General features: G+C 65.5%; 21 protein-coding genes. 11 read left to right on the plus strand and 10 right to left on the minus strand.

The window, feature by feature from the left end; genetic code table 11:
* The first annotated feature begins 32 nt into the window (after nucleotides 1-32).
* The gene (locus ACEN9P_RS14780) at nucleotides 33-1,097 is read left to right on the plus strand and encodes an ABC transporter substrate-binding protein (protein WP_477663266.1); all 1,065 of its coding nucleotides are present in this window, start codon (nucleotides 33-35) and stop codon (nucleotides 1,095-1,097) included.
* Between the two features lie 99 nt (nucleotides 1,098-1,196).
* Here ACEN9P_RS14780 and ACEN9P_RS14785 read toward each other — a convergent pair whose 3' ends face one another.
* Entirely contained in the window at nucleotides 1,197-3,437 is a 2,241-nt protein-coding gene (locus ACEN9P_RS14785) for a heavy metal translocating P-type ATPase (protein ID WP_495619679.1), read from the minus strand.
* Nucleotides 3,438-3,516: 79 nt separating this feature from the next.
* Here ACEN9P_RS14785 and cadR point away from each other — a divergent pair, with 79 nt between their 5' ends.
* From cadR to ACEN9P_RS14825, 8 genes are all read left to right on the plus strand, one after another.
* A complete protein-coding gene (cadR, locus tag ACEN9P_RS14790) occupies nucleotides 3,517-4,026 on the plus strand; it encodes a Cd(II)/Pb(II)-responsive transcriptional regulator (protein WP_477663268.1) in 510 nt (169 codons plus the stop codon).
* Between the two features lie 74 nt (nucleotides 4,027-4,100).
* Nucleotides 4,101-4,826 (plus strand): TetR/AcrR family transcriptional regulator, encoded by a 726-nt coding sequence (locus ACEN9P_RS14795; RefSeq protein ID WP_495619680.1) that lies wholly within the window; start codon nucleotides 4,101-4,103, stop codon nucleotides 4,824-4,826.
* Nucleotides 4,823-5,707, plus strand: coding sequence for an SDR family oxidoreductase (locus ACEN9P_RS14800; protein WP_477663270.1), 885 nt, complete (start codon nucleotides 4,823-4,825; stop codon nucleotides 5,705-5,707). Before ACEN9P_RS14795 ends, ACEN9P_RS14800 begins: the two co-directional genes overlap by 4 nt.
* On the plus strand, nucleotides 5,704-7,317 hold the full coding sequence (locus ACEN9P_RS14805) for an acyl-CoA carboxylase subunit beta (RefSeq protein WP_495619681.1): 1,614 nt from the start codon (nucleotides 5,704-5,706) through the stop codon (nucleotides 7,315-7,317). The genes ACEN9P_RS14800 and ACEN9P_RS14805 overlap by 4 nt, the downstream gene beginning before the upstream one ends.
* A 33-nt stretch (nucleotides 7,318-7,350) precedes the next feature.
* On the plus strand, nucleotides 7,351-8,529 hold the full coding sequence (locus tag ACEN9P_RS14810) for an acyl-CoA dehydrogenase family protein (protein ID WP_495619682.1): 1,179 nt from the start codon (nucleotides 7,351-7,353) through the stop codon (nucleotides 8,527-8,529).
* A gap of 25 nt (nucleotides 8,530-8,554) precedes the next feature.
* Entirely contained in the window at nucleotides 8,555-10,489 is a 1,935-nt protein-coding gene (locus ACEN9P_RS14815; protein ID WP_495622183.1) for an acetyl/propionyl/methylcrotonyl-CoA carboxylase subunit alpha, read from the plus strand.
* Between the two features lie 47 nt (nucleotides 10,490-10,536).
* Complete coding sequence (locus ACEN9P_RS14820) at nucleotides 10,537-11,661, plus strand: acyl-CoA dehydrogenase family protein (RefSeq protein WP_495619683.1); 1,125 nt, start codon at nucleotides 10,537-10,539, stop codon at nucleotides 11,659-11,661.
* Entirely contained in the window at nucleotides 11,658-12,149 is a 492-nt protein-coding gene (locus ACEN9P_RS14825; RefSeq protein WP_477663274.1) for a thioesterase family protein, read from the plus strand. Before ACEN9P_RS14820 ends, ACEN9P_RS14825 begins: the two co-directional genes overlap by 4 nt.
* 726 nt (nucleotides 12,150-12,875) lie before the next feature.
* Here ACEN9P_RS14825 and otsA read toward each other — a convergent pair.
* Genes otsA through ACEN9P_RS14855 form a run of 6 tightly spaced genes read right to left on the minus strand, consistent with a single transcriptional unit; the run spans nucleotide 12,876 to nucleotide 19,339 of the window.
* The gene (gene otsA, locus ACEN9P_RS14830; protein WP_477664733.1) at nucleotides 12,876-14,258 is read right to left on the minus strand and encodes an alpha,alpha-trehalose-phosphate synthase (UDP-forming); all 1,383 of its coding nucleotides are present in this window, start codon (nucleotides 14,256-14,258) and stop codon (nucleotides 12,876-12,878) included.
* On the minus strand, nucleotides 14,255-16,114 hold the full coding sequence (locus tag ACEN9P_RS14835) for a glycoside hydrolase family 15 protein (protein WP_477664734.1): 1,860 nt from the start codon (nucleotides 16,112-16,114) through the stop codon (nucleotides 14,255-14,257). The genes otsA and ACEN9P_RS14835 overlap by 4 nt, the downstream gene beginning before the upstream one ends.
* Nucleotides 16,111-16,938: a trehalose-phosphatase gene (otsB, locus tag ACEN9P_RS14840; protein ID WP_477664735.1), complete on the minus strand. Its 828-nt coding sequence runs from the start codon at nucleotides 16,936-16,938 to the stop codon at nucleotides 16,111-16,113. Before otsB ends, ACEN9P_RS14835 begins: the two co-directional genes overlap by 4 nt.
* 55 nt (nucleotides 16,939-16,993) lie before the next feature.
* Nucleotides 16,994-18,289: a multifunctional CCA addition/repair protein gene (locus tag ACEN9P_RS14845; RefSeq protein ID WP_495619684.1), complete on the minus strand. Its 1,296-nt coding sequence runs from the start codon at nucleotides 18,287-18,289 to the stop codon at nucleotides 16,994-16,996.
* Between the two features lie 47 nt (nucleotides 18,290-18,336).
* Nucleotides 18,337-18,642 carry an NIPSNAP family protein gene (locus ACEN9P_RS14850; RefSeq protein WP_007864673.1) on the minus strand — a complete coding sequence of 102 codons (306 nt, stop codon included), beginning with the start codon at nucleotides 18,640-18,642 and terminating at the stop codon, nucleotides 18,337-18,339.
* A gap of 13 nt (nucleotides 18,643-18,655) precedes the next feature.
* Complete coding sequence (locus ACEN9P_RS14855) at nucleotides 18,656-19,339, minus strand: glutathione S-transferase family protein (protein ID WP_477700911.1); 684 nt, start codon at nucleotides 19,337-19,339, stop codon at nucleotides 18,656-18,658.
* A gap of 379 nt (nucleotides 19,340-19,718) precedes the next feature.
* Here ACEN9P_RS14855 and ACEN9P_RS14860 point away from each other — a divergent pair, with 379 nt between their 5' ends.
* Entirely contained in the window at nucleotides 19,719-20,462 is a 744-nt protein-coding gene (locus ACEN9P_RS14860) for a class I SAM-dependent methyltransferase (RefSeq protein WP_495619685.1), read from the plus strand.
* 19 nt (nucleotides 20,463-20,481) lie between these two features.
* On the opposite strand, the gene ACEN9P_RS14865 is transcribed toward ACEN9P_RS14860, so the two are convergent.
* Nucleotides 20,482-21,438, minus strand: a complete 957-nt coding sequence (locus ACEN9P_RS14865; protein WP_495619686.1) for a complex I NDUFA9 subunit family protein — start codon at nucleotides 21,436-21,438, stop codon at nucleotides 20,482-20,484.
* A gap of 91 nt (nucleotides 21,439-21,529) precedes the next feature.
* Between ACEN9P_RS14865 and ACEN9P_RS14870 the strand changes: the two genes are divergently transcribed.
* A complete protein-coding gene (locus tag ACEN9P_RS14870) occupies nucleotides 21,530-21,973 on the plus strand; it encodes a hemerythrin domain-containing protein (protein ID WP_495619687.1) in 444 nt (147 codons plus the stop codon).
* A 53-nt stretch (nucleotides 21,974-22,026) separates the two neighbouring features.
* Here ACEN9P_RS14870 and ACEN9P_RS14875 read toward each other — a convergent pair whose 3' ends face one another.
* The gene (locus ACEN9P_RS14875; protein ID WP_495619688.1) at nucleotides 22,027-22,611 is read right to left on the minus strand and encodes a YdeI/OmpD-associated family protein; all 585 of its coding nucleotides are present in this window, start codon (nucleotides 22,609-22,611) and stop codon (nucleotides 22,027-22,029) included.
* Nucleotides 22,612-22,714: 103 nt separating this feature from the next.
* Entirely contained in the window at nucleotides 22,715-23,890 is a 1,176-nt protein-coding gene (locus ACEN9P_RS14880) for an ABC transporter substrate-binding protein (protein ID WP_477664743.1), read from the minus strand.
* Between the last annotated feature and the right edge of the window lie 16 nt (nucleotides 23,891-23,906).

The raw sequence follows: 23,906 nt of genomic DNA on the forward strand, positions 1-23,906 counted from the left end.
TTTTTCTTCACCCACGCCACCAGGAGTTTTCCATGAACATCTTCCCGCGATTCCCGACCGCCCGCGCCACCGCCGTGTCGCTTGCCGTTCTTGCCGGCCTGGCCGGCGGCAACGCCATGGCCCAGACCAAGACGCTGTACATAGGCATGAACGGCGGCACCATGGAAAAAACCTATACCGAGCATGTTTTCGGCGCCTTCGAGAAAGCCAACAACGTCAAGGTCGTGGTCGTGCCCGGCACCTCCTCGGACATCCTGGCCAAGGCCCAGGCCAACAAGGACAACCCGCAGATGCACGTGATGTTCCTGGACGACGGCATCATGTACCGCGCCATCGGCATGGGCTTGTGCGAAAAAATGCAGGCCAGCCCGGCGCTGAACGACCTGTTCCCGACCGCGCGCTTCAAGGGCGACATGGCCGCCGGCGTCAACATCGGCATGACCGGCATCGCCTACAACAAGAAGATGTTCAGCGAAAAAGGCTGGGCGCCGCCCACCTCGTGGATGGACATGGCCAACCCCAAGTACAAGGGCAAGGTGGTGTTCCAGTCGCTGTCCTCGTCGACCTTCGGCCTGCACGGCTTCCTGCTGTTCAACCGCATCCAGGGGGGCAACGACAAGAACGTGGAGCCCGGCTTCAAGGCCTGGCCCACCACCATTGGCCCGAATGTGCTGGAGTACATCCCGAGCTCGGCCAAGCTCGCCGAAATGGTGCAGACCGGCGAAGCCGCGATGTTCCCGCTCACGCCCACCGCGGTCGGTGTGCTCAAGGACAAGGGCCTGCCCGTGGAATACGTGCAGCCCAAGGAAGGCTCGGCCGTGCTGACCGTCGGTGAATGCGTGATCGCCAAGAACAGCGAACCGGCGCTGGCCCACAAGCTGGCTCAGTACCTGCTGTCGCCCGAAGCCCAGGCCGCCGCGCTGGAGTTCGGCGACCAGATCCCGTCCAACCCCAAGACCAAGGCCGGCGGCAAGGCCGGCGCGCTGGTGGCGCAGATGAACGAGTACATGAAGACCGCGACCACGGTGGACTGGGACGCGATCAATGAAAACCGCCCGGCCTGGAACGCGCGCTGGAACAAGACGGTCGAGCGCTAAGCTTTCAGCCGGGACCCGCCTGTTTCACAGGTGAAGAAAAACCCGGAGCGGCATGCCGCTCCGGGTTTTTCTTTGAGCCCTTCTTTCTTTATTTCTTCTTTAAGCCCGCCGGCGCAGCAGCCGCAAGCCGTTGCCCACCACCAGCAGGCTGGCGCCCATATCGGCGAACACTGCCATCCACATGGTGGCCGTGCCGAACACGGCCAGGACCAGGAAGATACTTTTGATGCCCAGCGCCAGGCTGATGTTCTGCCACAGGATGGCGTGCGTGCGCTGCGACAGGCGCACGGTTTCGGCCACGCGCTCCAGCTTGTCGTTCATGATGACCACGTCGGCCGCTTCCATGGCGGTGTCGGCGCCGGCCCCGCCCATGGCAAAGCCGATGTCGGCCTGGGCCAGCGCGGGCGCGTCGTTGATGCCGTCGCCCGCCATGCCGGTGGCGCCGTAGCGCTGCTGCATCTCGCGAATCGCCTCGAGCTTGGCTTCGGGCAGCAGGTCGCCGCGGGCGTCTTCGATGCCGGCCTGGGCTGCAATCGCGCGTGCCGTGGCGCTGTTGTCGCCGGTCAGCATCACGGGCGTGACGCCCAGCGCCTTGAGCTCGGCAATCGCCTGGCGCGAGCTTTCCTTGAGGGTGTCGGCCACCGCGAACAAGGCCAGCACGCGGCTCTCGTCGGCCAGCAGGGTGACGGTGCGGCCCTGCTGTTCGTGGCGGGCCAGTTCGGCTTCCAGTTCCGCGCCGCACAAACCCATTTCATGGATGAGCCGGTGGTTGCCCAGCACCAGGCGCCGGCCGCCGGCTGCGCCCGAGGTGCCGCGCCCCGGCAAGGCCTTGAAGTCCTGCACATCGGCGGCTTCGCTGTTCAAACCGGCCGCGATGGCTTTGGACACCGGGTGGTCGGAGCGCGCGGCCATGCCGGCGGCCAGCTGCGTGAGGTTCGCGGGGCCGGCGCTGCCCCAGGCGCGCCAGTCCACCAGCTGTGGTTTGCCTTCGGTGATGGTGCCGGTCTTGTCGAGTGCGACGGCCCTGAGCAGGCGCGCCTGCTCAAGATAGGTGCCGCCCTTGACCAGGATGCCGCGCCGCGCGGCGGCCGACAGGCCGCTCACGACGGTGACCGGCGTGGAAATCACCAGCGCGCAGGGGCAGGCAATCACCAGCAGCACGAGTGCCTTGTAAAGCGACTCCTGCCAGTTGATGCCCGCGAGCAACGGCATCAGCAGGGCAACCGCGACGGCGATGGCAAACACCGCGGGTGTGTAAACGGCTGCAAAGCGATCGACAAAACGTTGCGTGGGCGCGCGGCTGCCCTGGGCCTGCTCGACGGCATGGATGATGCGCGCCAGCGTGGTGTTGCCGGCCGCCGCGGTGACGCGGATGCTGATTTCGCCGGTTTCATTGATGGTGCCGGCAAACACCGCGTCGCCGATATCCTTGTCGACGGGAATGCTTTCGCCGGTGATGGGGGCTTGGTTGACGGCGCTGCTGCCCTGGGTGACCACGCCGTCCAGCGGCACACGCTCGCCAGGGCGTATGCGCAGCACTGCCTGCAATGGCACGGCGGCCACCGGCGTGACAGTCCACGTGCCGTCCTCGCTTTGCATCAGCGCCTCTTCGGGCGCCATGTCCAGCAGGCCCTTGATGGCGTTGCGGGCGCGGTCCACCGCGCGTGCTTCGATCAGCTCGGCAATCGCGTAGAGCGCCATCACCATCGCGGCTTCCGGCCATTGCCCTATCAGGAAGGCACCGGTGACGGCCACTGACATCAGCGCGTTGATGTTGAGCTTGCCGCGCAGCAGGGCGGCCAAGCCTTTTTTGTAGGTGTCCAGGCCGGCCAGGGCAATGGCCAGGGCGGCCACCGCCATGCCGGCGATTTTCCAGGCCAGCAGGTCCGGGGCGAAAAAGGACAAGGCCTCGGCGCCCGCGGCCAATACCAGGGCCGCGACCAGGCGGGTCGCGCCGCCAAAGGGGCTGCCATGGCTGTGCGCATGGCCGTGGTCATGGCCTTCATGGCTACCCGTTTGCGAGGCGGTGGACTGGGCCGGCTGCGGGTCAAAGCCCGCTTTGCGGATCGCGTCCAGGGCAGGTGCATAGGCTTCTTCGCCGGCGTCTATGCGCAGTGTGCGCGCGCCCAGCTGGAAGCCCAGCGAGCGTATGCCGGCGATGGGCTCCAGTGCGCGGCGTATGTCTGATTCCTCGGCGCTGCAGTCCATGGTGGCGATGCGAAATAGCCGGCCCGCGGCACCGGCCGCCATGGGCGCCGGGGCATGTGCGGCATGGGTGCTGCCGCAGCAGTCGCCGGTAGGGGCATCCAGGGTGGAAACAAGGTGTTTTTCAGATTTCATGGCTTAATTGGAAACCCTGTAGCGGCCTTAGAGTCAAGTGACCCTGACGCCGTGTGGGACGGTATTGAAGGAGGTCGCCATGAAAATCGGGGAACTGGCCAAAACCGCGCAAACCCAGACGGAAACCATACGCTACTACGAGCGCGAGGGCTTGCTGCCCGAAGCGGCGCGCACCGGCTCGAACTACCGCATTTACGACGAAAGCCATCTGCAGCGCCTGGCCTTCATACGTCACTGCCGCTCGCTGGACATGACGCTGGCCGAGATCCGCACGCTGCTGAACTTCAAGGACGCACCGGCCGGCAGCTGCACCGACGTCAACACCTTGCTTGATGAGCACATCCACCACGTCGCCACGCGCATACGCGAGCTCAAGGCGCTGGAAAAAGACCTCAAGCTGCTGCGTGAGCAATGCGCCAGCGGCCAGGCCGCCGGCGACTGCGGCATCCTCAGCGGCCTGGAAAAAGCCGCGCTGCAGCAAAGCCGGAACCGCGCGCCGGCCGAACGCGGCCCTGCGGCGCACATCCACGGCGCGCACCCGCAGGTGGGCGCGCCCGCCGGCGGCAAGGCGGGCGGTTCACACAGGTGAGCCGGGCCGGCCTGCGGTATTTTTACAAAGCGCTTGCTTGCTAAAAATAGTGGATTTTGCTATGGTCCATCCTCATGGACAAACCCGCCGCGCGTTCGCGTACCGCCGCACGCGCCCCTCGCCCTTCAAAAACGCCCGCTGCCGCCGCTGAAAAACGCCCGCGCGGCCGCCCACGCAAAACCCTGGACGAACGCGACGACGGCAATCGCCGGCTCGAACTCATCACGGCCGCCGCCCGGCTGTTCCGCAAAAAAGGCTTTGACGCCACCAGCACGCGCGACATCGCGGCCGCCGTCGGCATGCACAGCGGTTCGCCCTTCTACCATTTCAAAAGCAAGGGCGCGCTGCTCCATGCGGTGATGGAGGAGGGCATGCGCTCAGCCCTGCAGCGCCAGGCCCAGGCGCTGCAATCGGCCGGGCTGCCCGATGGCGATGCGCCGGCGCTGCTGCGGCTGCTGGTGCGCAACCACTTCGGTGTGCTGCTGGGCCCCGGCAGCGATTTCATCCCGGTGATGCTCTATGAATCGCGTTCCATCACGGCCCGCCAGCGCGCCGTGCTGACCAGGCTGCAAGGCGACTATGAAGCCGTCTGGGAGCCCGTGCTGCAGGCGCTGGCCCGGGCGGGGCAGCTCAAGGGCCCGGTGAAGCTGGCGCGCCTCTTGATGTTCGGCGCGCTCAACTGGTCGGTGCAGTGGTTTGACGCGAAAAAGCCTGCCACGCTGGACGACCTCACCGACGCGGCCATGGCGCTTTTTATCCACGCTCCCGCGCAGGGAAAATCTTCAAAGGCTTTGGCATGAGCTACCAATCCGTTTTCCGGCCTGGCCTGTTTGCCGGCCAGGTCATCGTCGTCACCGGCGGCGGTTCGGGCATAGGCCGCTGCATCGCGCACGAACTTGCTGCGCTGGGCGCGCATGTGGTGCTGATAGGCCGCAAGATCGACAAGCTGCACGCCGTCGCCGGTGAAATCGTGGCGCAGGGGGGGCGGGTCAGCTTCCACCCCTGCGACATACGCCAGGAAGAAGCCGTCAAGACCACCATCACCGCCATCGTGGTGGCCCAGGGCCGTATCGACGGCCTGGTCAACAATGCCGGCGGCCAGTACATCACGCCGCTGGAAGCCATCAGCGCCAAGGGCTGGGAGGCCGTCATCAACACCAACCTCACGGGCGGCTTCCTGATGGCGCGCGAGTGTTACCTGCAGGCCATGCAGGACAAGGGCGGCAGCATCGTCAACATCGTGGCCGACATGTGGGGCTCCATGCCCAGCATGGGCCACAGCGGCGCGGCGCGCGCCGGCATGGTGAGCTTCACCGAAACCGCCGCGGCCGAGTGGGCCAAAAGCGGGGTGCGCGTGAATGCGGTGGCACCGGGTTATATCGCTTCCAGCGGCATGGACCACTACCCGCCCGAGGCTGGCCCCATGCTGCGCGAGATGCGAAACACCGTGCCGCTGGGCCGCTTTGGCACCGAAAGCGAAACCTCGGCTGCCGTGGTGTTTCTACTCAGCAAGGCCGCGAATTTCATCAGCGGCACAACGCTGCGCGTGGACGGCGCCAGGCCGCAGGTGCGCATGGGCTGGCCCATGCAGCGGCCCGATGCTCAGGCGCTTCAGCGCGATGCCGTCAAGCCCTTTGACGGCTTTCACCTGGCCGAAACGCCGAAAGTCTTTCAGCCATGACGCTGTTCCAGTCGGCGTGGAATGCGCAGTCGCCGCAGGCCTTGCGGCGGCGTGAGGCCATGCTGGCGCGCATCGCGGCGCTGCGCGCGCTCGAAGAACGCAGCGCCGCCGCTTCGGCCACGTCGCGGCCCGCCTTCGACAAGCGCGGCCAGCTCTTGCCGCGCGAGCGCGTGGCGCTGCTGCTGGACGCCGGCGCGCCCTGGCTGCCGCTGTGTTCGCTCGCGGGCTATCTGCAGGACAACAAGGACGCGGCGCAGTCGGTGCCGGGCGGCGGTGTGGTGGCCGGCATAGGGTTTGTCAGCGGCGTGCGCTGCATGGTGGTGGCCAGCGACTCGGGCATAGAGGCCGGTGCGGTGCAGGCCATGGGCCTGGAAAAAATCCTGCGCGTGCAGGAGATCGCCTTGCAGGGCAAGCTGCCCTTTGTCCACCTGGTGGAAAGCGCGGGCGCCAACCTCATGCGCTACCGGGTCGAGGGTTTTGTGCAGGGCGGTGCGCTGTTTCGCAACCTGGCGCGCCTGTCGGCGGCCGGCATTCCCGTCATCACCGTGCAGCACGGCTCGGGTACGGCCGGCGGCGCCTACATGCCGGGCCTGAGCGACGTGGTCATCATGGTGCGCAACCGTTCGCGCGCCTTCCTGGCCGGCCCACCGCTGCTGATGGCCGCCACAGGCGAAGTAGCAACGGAAGAGGAACTGGGCGGCGCGCTGATGCACAGCGCGGTGTCCGGCCTGGGCGAGCAGCTGGCTGAAGACGACCGCGAGGCACTGGGCCTGGCGCGCGAAGTTGTGGCCCGCACCGGGTGGGCGCAGGCCGCTGCCAGGGACAAGGCACCAGACCCGCTGTACCCGGCGGATGAATTGCTGGGCCTGGTGCCCGACGACCTGCGCCAGCCGCTGGACATGCACGAAGTGATCGCGCGGCTGGTCGACGGTTCGGATTTTTTGCCCTTCAAGGCGCTTTACGGCGCGGCCACGGTCTGCGTGCAGGCGTCCATCAGCGGGCATGCCGTCGGCATCCTCAGCAACAACGGCCCCATCGACGTGGCCGGTGCCAACAAGGCCGCCCATTTCATCCAGCTGATGTGCCAGCTGGGCCACCCCATCCTCTACCTGCAGAACACCACGGGCTATATGGTGGGCAAGGAAAGCGAGCAGGCCGGCATGATCAAGCACGGCTCCAAGATGATCCAGGCGGTCACCAACGCCACGGTGCCGCAGATCACCCTCCAGTGCGGCGCCTCCTTCGGCGCGGGCAACTACGGCATGTGCGGCCGTGGCTACGCGCCGCGCTTTCTCTTCAGCTGGCCCAGCGCCAAAACGGCGGTGATGGGCGGCGAGCAGGCCGCGCGCACCATGCAGATCGTGGGCGAGGCGGCGATGGCGCGCAAGGGCATCGCGCCCGACCCGGCCCAGTCGCAGGCCCAGTACGACAAGATCGTCGCCATGTTCGAGGCCCAGGCCGATGTGTTCTACACCTCGGGCCTGGTGCTGGACGACGGCGTGATAGACCCGCGCGACACGCGCGCCGTGCTGGCGCAGTGCCTGGACATCTGCGCCCGGGCCGAGGCGCGGCAACCCAGGCCCATGCAGTTCGGCGTGGCGCGCATGTAGGCCGCGCGAAACAAAAAAAGACGGAGACAAAAAATGCAATACAGCCACGAACACCTGGAAATCCAGAAAACCCTCAAGCGCTTTATAGATGCCGAGATCAATCCGCACGTCGATGAATGGGAGGCGGCCGAGATATTTCCCGCGCACGAGGTTTTCAAGAAACTCGGAAACCTGGGCCTGCTGGGCTTGACCAAACCCGAGGCGTTTGGCGGTGCCGGCCTGGATTACTCCTACGGCATGGCCATGGCCGAAGCGCTGGGCCATATAGACTGCGGCGGCGTTCCCATGGCCATAGGCGTGCAGACCGACATGTGCACGCCGGCGCTGGCGCGCTTCGGCAGTGACGAGCTCAAGCGCGAGTTCCTGGCGCCCGCGATTGCCGGCGACACCGTGGGCTGCATAGGTGTGAGCGAGCCCGGCGCGGGCAGCGACGTGGCCTCCATCAAAAGCCAGGCGCGCAAGGACGGCGGCGACTATGTGATCAGCGGCCAGAAGATGTGGATCACCAACAGCCTGCAGGCCGACTGGATGTGCATGCTGGTCAATACCGGCGAGGGCCCCGCGCACAAGAACAAAAGCCTGGTGATGGTGCCCATGCGCGAGAACGGCAAGCTGCGCAAAGGCATTGAAGCGGCGAAGAAGATCAAGAAGATCGGCATGAATTCGTCCGACACCGGCCTGATCTACTTTGACGAAGTGCGCGTGCCGCAGCGTTACCTGATAGGCAGCGAAGGTTCGGGTTTTGTCTACCAGATGATGCAGTTCCAGGAAGAGCGCCTCTGGTGCGCGGCCAGCTGCATCCAGTCGCTCGCCAACTGCATTGAATGGACGGTGGAGTGGGCGCATGAGCGCAAGCTCTTCGGCGCCGCGCTGGCAGACCAGCAATGGGTGCAGTTCAAGTTGGCCGAGATGAAGACCGAGGTCGAAAGCCTGCGCGCCATGACTTACCGCGCCTGTGAGCTCTATGTGCAGGGCCAGGATGTGACCGAGCTCGCCTCCATGGCCAAACTCAAGGCCGGGCGGCTCAACCGCCTGGTGCCCGACACCTGCCTGCAGTTCTGGGGCGGCATGGGCTACACCTGGGAGAACAAGGTGGCGCGCATGTTCCGCGACGGCAGGCTGGCCTCCATAGGCGGCGGCGCCGACGAAGTCATGATGGGCATCATCGCCAGGATCATGGGCGTGGCCAAGTCCGGCAAGAAACCCGCCTGAAACGGGCGGCCGCATGACAAAAAGCATCAGGACCCTGCTGGTCGCCAACCGCGGCGAGATTGCCCGCCGCATCCTGCGCACCGCCCACGCCATGGGCATGCGGACGGTGGCCGTGTATTCGGACCCCGATGCCGGCGCCCTGCATGTGCGCGAGGCCGGTACGGCCTGTGCGCTGGGTGGGGACAGCTCGGCCGATACCTATTTGCGGATTGACAAGCTCATTGCCGCGGCGCAAGCCTGCGGTACTGATGCGGTGCATCCCGGCTATGGCTTTCTCAGTGAGAACGCGGCCTTTGCCGAAGCGGTGATCGCGGCGGGACTTGCCTGGGTGGGGCCGCCGCCGGCCGCGATCCGGCAACTGGGCAGCAAGTCGGCCGCCAAGCAGCTGGCGCAGGCGCAAGGTGTTCCCTGCCTCCCGGGCTACCAGGGGGCGGACCAGTCCGACGCGCGTTTTGAGGCTGAGGCGGGCCGCATAGGCTATCCCGTCATGGTCAAAGCCGTGGCTGGTGGCGGCGGGCGCGGCATGCGGCTGGTAGAGGCTGCGGGGAATTTGCGGGCGGCTTTGCACAGCGCGCGCTCGGAAGCTGCATCGGCGTTCGGCAGTGAGGAGCTGTTGATTGAAAAAGCCTTGCTGAACCCCCGCCATGTCGAGGTGCAGGTGTTTGCCGACGCACACGGCCGCTGCATCCACCTGGGCGAGCGCGATTGCTCGGTGCAGCGGCGCCACCAGAAACTCATTGAGGAAACGCCAAGCCCCGCCGTCGACGCGGCCCTGCGCGCGCGCATGTGCGGCGCTGCTGTGGCGCTGGCCCAGGCGGCAGGTTATGTGGGCGCCGGGACGGTGGAGTTTCTGGTTGAGGGCTCGGAGTTCTTCCTGATGGAAATGAACACGCGCCTGCAGGTGGAGCATCCCGTGACCGAGGCGGTGACCGGGCTGGACCTGGTCGAGTGGCAGTTGCGTGTGGCGCAGGGCGAGGCCTTGCCGCTCGCGCAGGACGAGGTGGTATTTACCGGCCATGCCGTTGAAGTGCGCCTGTGCGCCGAGGATGAGGACTTCAGGCCCTACACCGGGGTGGTCCAGCGCTTTCGCGAGCCGGGCGGCATCCGCTTTGACCATGCACTGTTTGACGGTCTGGTGGTGCCGCCGCACTATGACTCCATGCTGGGCAAGCTGGTGGCGCATGCCGCGACGCGGGGTGAGGCCGTGGACAAGCTTGTCGCGGCGCTGGGCCGCACCGAAGTGCTGGGCCTGCCGACCAACCGGGCCTTTCTGGCCCGCTGCCTGGGCCATCCGGTGTTCAGTGCCGGCGATGCGCTGATTCCTTTTTTGGCCGAGCAGGGCGCCGGATTGCGGGAAGCACTGCAAAAGGAACAGGCGAAGGCGATGGTGCCGCTGGGGCTGGCGGCGCTTTTCCACGGGACGGCCTCCGATTTGCCTTGCCCCTTTCCCAAACCGCTGAGGTTGCGGCATCGCGGCGAGCTGCTGGACCTGCGCGTGCGCGAGCAGGGCCGGGGGCGCCTGGAAGTCGAGGCCGGCGGCCGGATGCTGCAGCTGGCGCTGGCGATGGAGCCTGGCGATGCCGTCACGGTGCGTATGGGCCAAACGCAGCAGCGCGTGGCGGCCGTGCGCCTTCAGGGCGCCGTGGGACAGGCCGCCAGGCGCTGGCATGTGCAGGCGGACGGAGTGGACCTGTTCCTGGAAGACGCGAGCTTTGACGCCGCAGCTTCGGGCGGCGCGGCGGCCTTGCAGGAGCTGCGCGCGCCCTTTAACGGCAAGGTCATCACGGTGCATGCCGCGCCCGGCCAGGCCGTGCGGCGCGGCGACACCTTGCTGGTGATCGAATCCATGAAACTGGAACACGCGATCAACGCCCCGCATGACGCGGTGCTGGCGGCCGTGATGGTGGAGGCCGGCCAGCAGGCCGCGCCCGGCCAGGTCTTGCTGAAGTTTGAGGCATGAGCGCGCCCCACCCAATCCCTGGCGAGAGTGGAGAAACGATCGCCGCCATGGCCGATGCCGTACGGCGCTTTGCCGAGCGCGAGATCGCGCCGCATGCCACGGCATGGGACGAAGCCGGCGAGTTTCCGCGCGCGCTTTACACGCAGGCGGCCGGCCTGGGATTGCTGGGCCTGGGCTATCCCGAGGCCTTGGGCGGCACACCGGCCTCCTGGCGGCTGCGCAATGCAGTCACGCTGGCCCTGTGCCGTCATGGCGGCAGCGGCGGTGTCATGGCCAGCCTGTTTTCCCACAACATCGCGCTGCCGCCCGTGCTGCGCCATGGCAGCCCGGCATTGCAGCAGGAAGTCATCACACCTGTGTTGCGCGGTGAAAAAATCGCCGCCCTGGCGATTACCGAACCCGGCGGCGGCTCGGATGTGGCCGCGCTGTGCACCACGGCGCGGCGCGACGGCGGCGATTATGTGATCGAAGGCGAAAAAGTTTTTATCACCTCGGGCATGCGCGCCGACTTCCTGACCGTGGCCGCGCGTACCGGTGAGGCCAAAGGCCCCGCCGGCATTTCCCTGCTGGTGGTGCCGGGCGATGCGGCGGGCCTGTCGCGCAGCCTTTTGCAAAAAATGGGCTGGTGGTGTTCGGACACGGCGCAGCTGCGTTTTGACAATGTGCGTGTGCCGGCCCGCTACCTGATCGGCGAAGAAGGCGCGGGCTTTCGCATGGTCATGGGCAACTTCAACGGGGAGCGCCTGGCGCTGGCCGTGGCCGCGCTGGGTTTTGCTGAGGCTTGTTATGACGAGGCCCTGGACTGGGCGCGCCAGCGCAAGACTTTTGGCGCGGCCCTGGTTGAGCGCCAGGCGGTGCGCCACAAGCTGGTGGACATGCAGATGCGCATCGCTTCCACCCGCGCCTGGGCCGACGCGCTGGCGCTGCGCGCCGATGCGGGTGATGAGGTCTCAGGCAACCCTGACTGGGTGGCCCAGGTCTGCCTCTTGAAGAACCACGCCACACAAACCATGCAGTTCTGCGCCGACCAGGCGGTGCAAATCCTGGGCGGCATGGGTTATATGCGCGGCACCAAAAGCGAACGCATTTACCGCGAGGTCAAGGTCATGATGATAGGCGGCGGCGCCGAGGACATCATGAAGGACCTCGCTGCACGACAATGGGGACTATGAGCAAAACACAGCCCACCCCCGCAGGCGCGATTGAGTTCGAGCCGGAGTTCGTCGCCGGCCTGAAAGACCTGTTCGAGGAAAAAATCGTTTTTAACAAGCTGCTGGGACTCAGGATCACTTCCGTGACGGCCGAAAGGGTGAGCGCCCGCATAGACATGCGCAACGAACTGATAGGCCACTACGCCCACAACCGCATACACGGCGGCGTGATCAGCGCCGGGCTGGACGCCATGGGCGGGCTGGCCGTGATGGCGGCCATAGGCGCGCGCCACATGGACGAGCCGCCGCTGCAGCGGCTGCATCGCTTTGCCAAGCTGGGGACGATTGATTTGCGCATCGACTACCTGCGGCCGGGGATCAGCGAGTACTTTGAACTGCGGGCTGAGGTGATGCGGCTGGGATCGCGCGTGGCGAGCACGCGCATGGAGTTTCTGGGGGCCGACGGCAAGCTGTTTTCGACTGGCGCCGGGGCCTATATCGTTTCTTAGCCGGGTCTTGCTCCGGCGGGTGCGCCTCCCCCTCCCCACCTTTCTTCCTTCACCGCCCTCTGCTCGGACCTGCTGGCCGGGGGTTGCCCGGCGGCAACTCACTTTTCTTTTGCTTCGCCAAAAGAAAAGTAAGCAAAAGAAAAGGCGACCCTGGTTGCTGCGTCCCTCCGCTTCGCTGCGGGCAACCTGCGGTGCTCGGTCCAGCCGGGGTCTGGCTAAACTCGCTACGCTGCGCTTCGCTCAGACAACGCCAGCCCTGATCCGTCTGGCCCTGCGCTCCTCGGCGCATCCACAAGGGGTGGGAGAAAAATACCAATACCGAAAACAACAAGGACACGCCACGGCGTGTCCTTGTTTGTATTTATCTTCTTGGTATTTCGGTATTCGGTTCCCGTACCCGATTGCCCCGTCCTGGCTGGGCCGAGGAGCGCAGACGTAGGCGGATCAGGGATCGCGCTTGTCTGAGCCGAAGGCGAGTTTGCGCGAGACCCCGCCGTAGTCGAGCACCGCAGGTTGCCCCGTAGCGAAGCGTAGGGGACCCAGACTGCGGGTCGCCTTTCTTTTGGGTACTTTTCTTTGGCGAAGCAAAGAAAAGTACCTCGCCCGCCGGGGCGAGTCCCGGCCAGCCGCCCTCAGCAGAGCGGGCAGAAAGACGAAGAGAGGAGAAGGAGAGAAGAGGGAGAGCGCGCCCGCCGGAGCAAGACCCGGCTCAAACCCCGGCATCAACTAAGCCGGCCCCTCAAAACCTAACGCATTCAAAAACTCCCTCCGCCACCAATGCACATCATGCTCACGGATGTTCTTGAGCAGCTTCTGGTGCCGCGCCTGGCGTTCCTCCAGCGGCATCTGAAGCGCGCGTTGTATGGTGTCGGCCGTGCCGTCGATGTCATAGGGATTCACCAGCAGCGCGTCCTCTAGCTGCTCGGCCGAGCCCGCGAAGCGCGAGAGCACCAGCACGCCCGGGTCGGCCGGGTCCTGGGCGGCGATGAATTCCTTGGCCACCAGGTTCATGCCGTCGCGCAGCGGCGTGACCAGCGCGACCCTGGCCACGCGGTACAGGCCCGGCAGGCGTTTGCGCGCCACGTTGCGGTGGATGTAGCGTATCGGCATCCAGTCGAGCTCGCCAAAATTGCCGTTGGTGGCGCCGCACAGGCTTTCGAGTTCCTGCAGCAGATCGGTGTAGGTGCCCATGTCTTCGCGGCTGGGGGCGGCGATCTGGATCAGGGTGGCGCTGCGGATGTTTTCCGGGTACTTCGTCAGCAGGGCTTCAAAGGCTTTCAGGCGTTGCGGCAGGCCCTTGGAATAGTCGAGCCGCTCCACGCCCAGCAGCAGCTTGCGGCGTGAATACTCCTCTTTCATGCGCTCGTACATGTCGCGCGCGTCCTGCGCATGCGTGAGCGCGGCGAATTCGTCCACGTCTATGCCTATGGGAAAGGCGCCCGCGCGCACCGTGCGGTGAAAGGCCCTGAAGCGGTTGCCGCCCAGTGCCACGGCGCCGGCCTCGGCCTGCACATAACGCGAGAAGTGCAGCAGGTCGTTCTCGCTCTGGAAGCCCACCAGGTCGTAGGCGAACAGCGCGCGCATCAGCCACTCGTGCTGGGGAATGGCGGCCAGGATCTGCTGCGGCGGCAGCGGGATGTGCAGGAAAAAACCGATGCGGTTGTTGCAGCCCATGGCGCGCAGCTCGGCGGCCATGGGGATCAGGTGGTAGTCGTGGATCCAGATGATGTCGTCGGGCTTGAGCAGGGGCATCAGCTTGTGCGCGAACAGCCGGTTCACGCGGCGGTAGGCCTCGATAAAACCCGTGTCGAAACGCGCCAGGTCCAGCCGGTAATGGAACACCGGCCAGAGCACGCCGTTGCTGTAGCCCAGGTAATAACCGGCATGGTCCTCGGCCGACAAATCCACCGTGGCAAGTTTGACGTTGCCGGCCTGCTGCACATGCAGCTCGCCTTCCCCCGGCGCGCCGCCTTCGACGACGTTGCCGCTCCAGCCGAACCAGAGCCCGCCGGTGGCGCTCAGCGCATCGCCCAGTGCGACGGCCAGGCCGCCGGCGGCGGCCTTGCGGGGATCCGCCACGCGGTTCGAGACGACCACCAGCCGGCTCATACTTGGGATTCCCAGGGCGTGGATAACCTTACCGCCGCGTTAATGATGCCGACCATGGAATAAGTCTGCGGAAAATTACCCCACATCTCGCCGGTCAGGGGATGGGTGTCTTCCGACAGCAGGCCCACATGGTTGCGCGCGGCCAGCATGGTGTTGAAGATTTCGCGGGCCTGCTCCTTGCGGCCTATGCGGGCCAGCGCGTCTATGCGCCAGAAGGTGCAGATGTTGAAGGCGGTTTCGGGTTTGCCGAAGTCGTCGGGCGCCTCGTAGCGGCGCATATAAGGGCCGTCGCACAAATGGGTTTCCAGCGCGTCCACCGTGGCGATGAAGCGCGGGTCTTTCGGGTCGATAAAACCGACCTCGATCATCAGCAGCACGCTGGCGTCCAGGTCGCGCCCGCCGAAGCTTTCGGCAAAAGACTGGCGTTCCTCGCTCCAGGCCTCGCGCAGTATGCGTTCCTGCATGACCGAGGCATGGCCCTGCCAGTAGGCGGCGCGCTCCGGCTGCTTGAGCACCAGCGCGATCTTGGCCAGCCGGTCGCAGGCGGCCCAGCACATCAGGGCCGAGGAAGTGTGGATGCGCGCGCGCGTGCGCAACTCCCACATGCCGGCATCGGGCTTGTCGTAGTTGCGCACGGCCTGCTCGCCGACGTCCTCCAGCCGCTTGAACTCGGCAAGGCCCGCGCGGTGCAGCAGGCGGTGGTCGTGGAAGGACTGGGCCGCGCCCAGCACCACATTGCCGTAGACGTCATGCTGGAAGTGCTCCTGCGCCTGGTTGCCGACACGCACCGGGCCCATGCCGCGGTAGCCGCCCAGGTGCACCATGATGGATTCGGGCAGCTCGCGCTCCAGGCCTATGCCGTAGAGCGGCTGGATATGCCCGCCCTTGGACTGCACCACCACATTGCTGAGCCAGCGCAGGTAGTCCTCCATGGTGCCGACTTCCGAAAGGCTGTTGAGCGCGCGCACCACAAAAAAAGCGTCGCGCAGCCAGCAGTAGCGGTAGTCCCAGTTGCGCTGGCTGCCGGGCGCCTCGGGAATGCTGGTGGTCATGGCGGCGACGATGGCGCCGGTGTCTTCAAACAGCGAGAGCTTGAGCGTGATGGCCGCGCGTATCACGGCCTCTTGCCACTCCAGCGGAATGTGCAGGCGCTGGCTCCATTTCTTCCAGTAGGAAATGGTCTCCTGCTCAAACAGGCGCGCGGTGTCGGCAATGCCGTCGGTCAGCGATTCGTCGGCGCCCAGCAGGAAATTGTGCTCGCGCGTCAGCACAAAAGGCTGTTTTGACAGCAGGTGCGAAAGCGAGGCATCGGTGTTCAGGCGCAGCGTAAGTTCATCGCCCACATAGCGCAGGTGGTTGCTGCCCTGGGTGACCAGCGGCTTGCGCCGGCCCCAGTCGAAGCGGATGTCCAGCGCCACGCGTATGCGCGGCGCGCCGTTGATGGGTTTGACCCGGCGCACCAGCGTCATGGGTCTGAAAAAGCGCGAGCGGCTGAAAAACCGCGGCGCGAAGTCGGTGATCTCTATGCCCTGGCCGCGCTTGTCGAAGAGCTGGGTGCGCAGCACGGCGGTATTGGGTTCATACCACTGCCTGGCTTCGGCGAAGTCCTCGATCTCGATGGCGAAGGCGCTGGACTGCGAGTCCTGGATGCCGGGCATGGTGGTTTCGCCTTGCTCCGGCTGGGGTTCGAGCAGCGCGTTGAAGACCGGGTCGCTGTCAAAGCGCGGCAGGCAGCACCAGACGATGCGCCCGCGCGCGTCAATCAGGGCGCTGAAGCCGCAGTTGCCGATCACGCCCATGGCCAGGGAGGGCTTGGCGGGTGATGTGAAGTGCAGGGAATCGGCGGCGACGTTCATGGGCGGCCTCCCGGCATGGCGGCCGGCGCATCATCAGTTTCCAACGACCTGCCGCCAAAGGCCGCGTGCAGCCATTCGCGCAGCGCGTCGGGCGATGCGCAGCGGTGGCGCGCCACGGTCGCGCCTTCGCCGACCTTGATGCCTTCACCGCCCAGCGACTGCACGGCGGCAAAGCCGGCTTCGTCGGTGGTGTCGTCGCCGGCGAACAGCGGCAGGCGGCCGGAGAACGGGGACTCGCGCATGAAGGCCTTGATCGCCAATCCCTTGCTGACATTGGCCGGTTTGACTTCAAACACATACTTGCCGCACAGCAACTCGACGCCGGGTGTGCGGTCGGCGGCTTCCTGCATGACCCGCAGGCACAGCGATTCCAGCTCGGGCGCATGGCGGTAGTGCAGTGCGACGGCGGCCTGCTTGATTTCAATGCGCAGCCCGTCGTGCTGGGCTGCGAATTCGGCGGCGCTGCGCGCGAGTTCGCTCAGGTCGGGCTCCGCGAGGCTGACGATCCGGCCTTGTATGTCGCGGCGCTGCGCGCCATGCTCGCTGGCCAGCGGTAGCTGCAGGGGCGCAAGAAAGCCATCCAGGTCGGCCAGCCTGCGGCCCGACACAATCGCCAGGGCGCCGCCCAGCTGGCCCGACAGCCTGAGCAGGGCCGGGATCACGCCTGACACCAGCTGGACCGCGTCGGGTTCGGGCGCCAGGTCGGCCAGTGTTCCGTCAAAGTCCAGGAAGAGGGCTGTCCGCGCGCCTATGGCCGGCAGCTGCCCGGGAGGCGCCGAACACGATGAAGGCGGGGCCGGCGATGGGGAAGGTGATAACTGCATCGCCATTCACCTTAGCAGGGCCCCTGTCAAATCGCTGTAGGCCGGCTTCGCTTTTTCAGCTTCCGGGGGCTGGTGGCTGCTGTGTCGCGGTGCCGGCCAGGCTGTCTTGCACCGCTTTGACGCGCGACCTGTGGATGACCTCGCCAATCTGCTTGCCGCCGTGCCCCGCGGCCTGCGCCGCTTGCGCCAGCGGCTGCGTTTGCACCGCCTGGGCCGCGGCCAGGGCCGCCAGCAGGCGCGGGCGCTGCGGGTAGGGTGAATCGTGCAGGCCCAGGCGTCCGCGCGCATCGCATTCGCAGGCCAGCAGGATGTCGGCGAAGCGCTGGGGCTTGCGAAACGCATCGCAGCGCTCCAGCAGCCGCACCAGGGCTGCGGCGCCCAGGCTTTCGCTGCGGTGCACATTGCCGTGCTCGCGCGCCACCACGTCGGCAATCTCGCGGCAGTCCACCGGAACGCGCAGGCGTTCGCACACGCCTTTCAACAGGCGTGCGCTGCGCTCTTCATGACCGATGTGGCGCGGCAGCACGTCGGCCGGCGTCGTGCCCTTGCCCAGGTCGTGGCACAGGCAGGCAAAGCGCGCGGCCAGGGGCGCCTGGAGCTGCGCCGACATGTCCAGCACCATCATCAGGTGGACGCCGGTGTCGACCTCGGGGTGATGGGCGGCGGGCTGGGGCACGCCCCAGAGGCGTGCCACCTCGGGCAGCAGTTTTTCGAGCGCACCGCTGTCGCGCAGCACCTCGAACATGCGCGAGGGCTTGTCCTCCATCAGCCCGCGCGCGAGCTCCTGCCACACGCGTTCGGGCACCAGCGCATCGACCTCGCCCTCGGCCGCCATGTCCCGCATCAACGCCAGGGTTTCAGGCGCCACCGAAAAGTCGGAGAAGCGGGCGGCAAAGCGGGCCAGCCGCAAAATGCGCACCGGGTCTTCGCGGAAGGCGCCGGTGACATGGCGCAGGACTTTGGCCTGCAGGTCTTTTTGCCCGCCGAAGGGGTCTATCAGCGCGGCAAAGTCGGGCTCGAAGCGGCCGGGCGCGTCGTCGCCGCGGGCCGGGGCGGCGATGGCATTGATGGTCAGGTCGCGCCGCGCCAGGTCCTGCTCCAGCGTCACGTCAGGCTCGGCATGCACCGCAAAGCCGCGGTAGCCACGCGCTGTCTTGCGCTCGGTGCGGGCCAGCGCGTATTCCTCGCGGGTCTCGGGGTGCAGGAAGACCGGAAAGTCCTTGCCGACGGGCAGGTAGCCCTGGGCCGCCAGTTCCTCGGGCGTGGCGCCCACGACCACCCAGTCGTGGTCCTGCACCGGCAGGCCCAGCAAGGCATCGCGCACCGCGCCGCCGACCATGAATATTTCCATGAAGCCAGTTTAGCGGCTAGTGGCCGGATCGAAGCCGGCCTTTAACTTCAGGAAAACACCGGCCGGAAGAAGCTGCGCTCGTAGCTGATGATGCAGCCTGTGGTTTCGGCGTACTTGAAGGCAGCCAGGCATTCCTGGTCCGCAAACGAACGCTGGCGGTAGCTCTCATAGGCCGCCAGGCTGTCGAAGGTGAACAGAGCCAGCGCGATGTTGTTGGCGCCTTCGCTGGGCATGAAGTAGCCGTGGTGCTTGCCGCCGAATTTTTCGACCAGTGGAATCCACAGTTTGCCGTAGTGCTCGAACTCCTTGAGTTTTGCGGTGTTGAGCACGTAGCGCAGGTAAATCGTGACCATGGGAGCTCCGGCTTCAGCGCTTGACGCGGTAAGGCTCTTCAAATTCGCGGAAATCGTTCTCGGCGAGCGCGTCGTCTATCCAGGCCTTGACGCCGGGCAGCGCGCTGACACGCTGGATGTAGGCGCCGATGGCCGGCGGAACGGGGAGGGCATAGCGGCTCAGGCGCATGCAGACAGGTGCGAAGAAGGCATCTGCAATGCTGAACTCGCCAAACAGCATCGGCCCCTTGTGCTGCTCCAGCAGCTCGGTCCACATCTCGACGATGCGCTGAACGTCGGCGCGCACGGCCGATTTATCGCGCCAGATCAGCTGGCCCATGTCGGACAGGTCGGCCTCGATGTTCATGGGGCAGGCCGAACGCAGCGCGCTGAAGCCGCTGTGCATCTCGGCGCAGATGCTGCGCGCCCGCGCGCGGGCCTTGGCCTCCTGCGGCCAGAGTTTTTTCTCGGGAAAGCGCTCGGCCAGGTATTCGGCGATGGCCAGCGTGTCCCAGACCACAAAACCGTCGTCGTCCAGCGCCGGCACGCGGCCGGCCGGGTTCACGCCGCCGATTTTTTCCTTGAAGCTCGAGTTGGCGTCGAAGGAGTCGAAGCGCAGCTTGATTTCTTCAAAGGGAATGCCGGCCTGTTTGAGGAGTACCCAGGGGCGCATGGACCAGGAGGAGTAGTTTTTATTGCCGATGTAGAGCTTGAGCATGGAATCCCCGTCTGCTGGTGATGATGGTGAAGGTCAAAATGAAACGACCTGTGATGCTACAACCCCGCTGGCGCGCCATTGATGCAAAAAAACCGCAAAATTGATGCTGCTCCTGGCGGCGCAAGGCGACAGCCCGCCACCCCCCTGCGTTGGCCGCCAGTAAAGGATTTTGACGTGCAAATCGCGCTACAGTGAGCACACTGTCAACCCGTCGGTAGCTGCTGCCGGTAAAAAAGGTTTAACCATGATTCTGGGCGATTTGTTGCGCGCGCTTTGGAGTGAGATGTTCCGGGGCCGCCGCCGGGGCGCACCCTCAAAACAGGCTGTTTCCGGCCCACTTCCCATTCTTCCGAAGTATTCGGCACCCGAAAAAAGCAATGTGCCCAGTTTCTTTTTTCCCCTTTTCTGGGGCACGACCGACGACCGTGGGGTGTCCGAAAGCATGAAGTCGGTGACCCAAAAACTGGTGGGCGGCTACTACTTCGCCGACAACCTGCTGACCTGGGCGCGTAACCTGTCCATGTTCGATGATCGCCCGTTCGTGGAAGCATGGCAGGACAACGTTGAGAGCGACTCCGACAAAGCCATCGTGTGGCGGCGCTATGTGCTGGCGTGCGCGGCCTACCATTGCGTGCACCTGGACGGGGATTTCGTGGAGTGCGGCGCCTATACCGGGGTGGGGGTCAAAACGGTCGTCGACTACCTCGGAGGCCCGGCGTTCCCGAAAACCTTCTGGTGCTACGACCTCTTTGAGCACGATAGCAGCATGCTCAACCACGCGATGCCGGAGCACGGCAAAGACCTGTATGCGCGCGTCTGCAAGAAATTCATGCATTACCCCCAGGTCCAGGTCATGCGGGGGAAAATCCCCGAAGTGTTTGCGAGCGGTTGCCCGGAGCGCATTGCCTACCTGCACATCGACTTGAACCAGGCACCCGCCGAGATCGCGGCGCTGGAGCATTTGTTCGACCGCATGGTTCCGGGCGGTATCCTGATCCTCGACGACTATGAATGGGCCGGCGCCTACCGCGGGCAAAAGCTCGCCGAGGACGCCTGGTTTGACGCGCGGCAGTACCGCGTGATGCCGCTGCCCACAGGTCAGGGACTGGTCATCAAGCGTTAGCCTCTCAGGGGTTGCACTCTTAAAACCTTCCCGCCGTCTTGCGCTTGGCCGTCAGCCCGCTGCGCAGACCTTGTTCGCCCAGGTAGGAAGGCCCCACCGCCTCGAGTGATGCCGGTCGTATGCCCAGCGCCTGCAGGCCGGGCAGCTTGCCGGTGGCCACGTTGTCGCTGACCATGGCATCGAGGTTGTCCCGGCTCAGCATGGGTTCGCCGGGGGCTAGTTCCATGAGGCCGGCCTGCAGCCGGGCCAGCGGCGCGGGCAGCGCGATCACGGGCCGGCCCTTGCCGCCGTTGACGCCGGCGTAGCGGCCCGCCAGCTTCACGAGCTGCCGCAGCGTGAACACCTCCGGCCCGCAGACTTCGTAAATCTGCCCCACGGTGTCGGCATCCCGCAGGCAGTGCACGATGGCGTCCGCCACGTCCTCCACCCAGACGGGCTGGAAGCGCGCATCGGCGGCGGCCAGCGGGATCATGGGGAATACCTGCTGCAGCCGCGCGAAGGTGTTGAGGAATTTGTCTTCGGCGCCGAAGATCACGCTGGGCCGCAGCACGGTCACGTCCAGGCCGGTGCTCAGCATCACGGCCTCGCCGCGCGCCTTGCTGCGCTGGTACATGGACGGCGAGCCGGGCGAAGCGCCGAGCGCGCTGATGTGGACAATGCGCCGCAGGCCGCTGGCCTCGCAGGCGCGGGCCAGTTCCAGCGGCAGCTGCACATGCGCCTTGTCGAAGGCGGCCTGCGAGCCGTGCAGGATGGCGACCAGGTTGACAACGGCATCGTGGCCGGCCAGCAGCGGTGCCAGTGAGCTGCTGTCGTGGGCGTCGGCTTCGACCACGTCGACCAGCGGCAGCATCTGCAGGTGGCGGGCCTTATCCTGCCGGCGCGTGACCACGGTGACGCGGCATTGCAGCCGCGCGAGTTTTTCACACACATGGCGTCCGACAAAACCGGTGCCGCCCAGAAGAAGAATTTTGTTCATAGGCCCCTAATTTAGCGCTTTTGCCTTGCCTTGCGCTGAAATCCGGTCTTGGCCTACACGCCCGGGACGGCCGGCTCCGCATACTTTACCGATGAATATCTTTGAAGCACTGCGAACCAGTCACGACGTCCAGCGTGCCCTGGCCGACCACCTGGTGAGGACGCAAGGCGATAGCCAGGACCGGAAATCCCTGTTCAAGGAACTCAAGCGCGAACTGGCGGCGCATGCGGCGGCCGAGGAGCGGTTTTTTTATGTTCCCCTGATCGCGCACGACATGACCCAGGAACCTTCACGGCACGGCATCGCGGAACACCACCAGATGGACAAACTGGTGGAAACGCTGGAGAGCACCGACTTCAGCTCGTCGGCCTGGCTGGCCACGGCCAGGGAACTGCACCACAAGATCCACCACCATCTCGAGGATGAAGAGCAGGGCATCTTCCAGCTCGCGGGCAAGGTGCTCAGCGAGGCCGAAAAGCTGTCGCTGGCCAAGGGCTACGAAGGCGAATTTGTCTCGCAGCGCACCAAGGGCTGAAGCGATATGGCATGCAGGCCGCGTCCCTTGCGGCGCTGCCGCTTCGGCCGTTTTCAGGGATAGATTTTTTCACCACGCTGCAGCATGGCGAAAAACAGCGCGAGCCGGCGTTCGCGCGTCTCGGCTTTTTTGGCGGTCTGCAGCCTGAACAGGATGGCGAAGCGGTTGCGCGAGTCCAGGGATTCAAAAAACGCCCTGGCCTTGGGCTTTTTCGCCAGCAGGGCCGCCAGGTCCTCGGGCACGGTGATCTTGCTCTGCGCGTCATAGGCCGCGTCCCAGCGGCCGTCGGCCTTGGCGCGTTCGACTTCGGCCAGGCCCGCGGGCTGCATGCGGCCAGACGCGATCAGTGCCATGGCCTTGTCGCAATTGATCTTGGACCAGGTGCTGCGCGCGCGTCGGGGCGTGAATTTCTGCAGGAAGAACTGGGCGTCCATCGCGTTGCGCTGGCCGTCTATCCAGCCCTGGCAGAGCGCGGCCTCCAGCGCCTCGGCATGCGTGGTGGAGGCGATGCCCGAATCCTTTTTGGCGATCTGCAGCCAGACGCCGGGGCTGCTGGCATGGTGCCTGGCCAGCCAGGTTTCCCAGCTTTTGGTGGTTTTGCAGTGGAGTGTGGCGAGGGTGTCGGGTGAGACGGGCATGCGGCATTGTGCGTGACGCGTCCGCACGGCGGCAAGCCCAGGGCGCATGAAAAAACCGCCCGAAGGCGGTTTTGCGTGAAGCCGCAAAGGCCGGTCACGGCGCTCAGTGCGTGATGTAGTCCGACACCACTTTCCAGCGCCCGTCCTGCAGCAGGGACAGGCGCGACTGGTTGTTGCCCAGGCGTTTTTGCGGGCCGAACTTGCCTTCGGCGCTGCCGAAGATGTCGGCCGGGATCACCATGGTGTCCATGGCCTTGATGAAGCTGTCGGTGCTCAGGTTGGCACCGGCTTTTTGCGAGGCGCGGATAAAGCTGTCGACCACCGTGTAGCCATAGACCGAGAACACCGTGGGGTCTTCATTGAAGGCGGTCTTGTACTTGTTGGCCCAGAAGCGTATCGGCTGCGAGGCCTCGTCCAGGTAGGGGTTTTGCACCGTCATGGTGGCGTAGAGCCCGTCCATGGCCTTGCCGCCCAGCTTGTGGATCAGGTCGGTGTAGGCGGCGCTGGAGCCCAGGAAGACCGGGTTGTAGCCCAGCTTGCGCGCCGTGCCTATGCCGCCTATGGTTTCGCGGATGATGGTGCCCAGCACCACGAGGTCGCATTCGGAAGCCTTGAGCTTGGCGACCTGCGACGAAAAATCGGTGGCGCCGCGCTTGAAGGAGGTTTTCTCGACCATGGTCATGCCCAGGGTCTTGAGGCCGTCGTCGGCGCCGCGCTGCACTTCCAGGCCGAACTCATCGTCCTGGTACATGGAGCAGACCTTCTTGGCGTTTTTTTCCTTGACCAGCTTGGGCACGGCGGCCTTCATCTGGTCGTAGTAGGTGGCGGCAAACGAATACTTGAGCTTGTGGAAGGGCTCGTACATCTCGCGGGCGGCCGTCACCGGGAAGAAGTTGATGACGTTTTTCTCGAATTGCACCGGCATGGCCGCCAGGTTTTGCGCCGTGCCCAGGTGGCCCACCATGGCGAAGATCTTGTCCTGGTTCACCAGCTTCTGCGCGGCCAGCACCGCCTTCTTGGGGTCGTAGCCCGAGTCTTCGACGATGAGCTTGATCTTGCGGCCGTTGATGCCGCCCTGTTCGTTGAGCTCGTCCACGCGCAAGGTCATGCCGTTGCGTATCTGCTTGCCGAAGCCCGCCAGCGGCCCCGACAGGTCCTGGATGGAACCCAGCGTGATTTCGGTTTTGCTCACGCCCTGGCTTTGCGCCAGCGCCGGCGACGCGGACAGGGCGGCGGCGCAGGCCAGCGCGGAAAGGGCGGCGATTGACTTCAGCTTCATGGTTGTCTCCTTAAAG

It is taken from the genome of Polaromonas sp. Polasp52 (assembly GCF_059491565.1).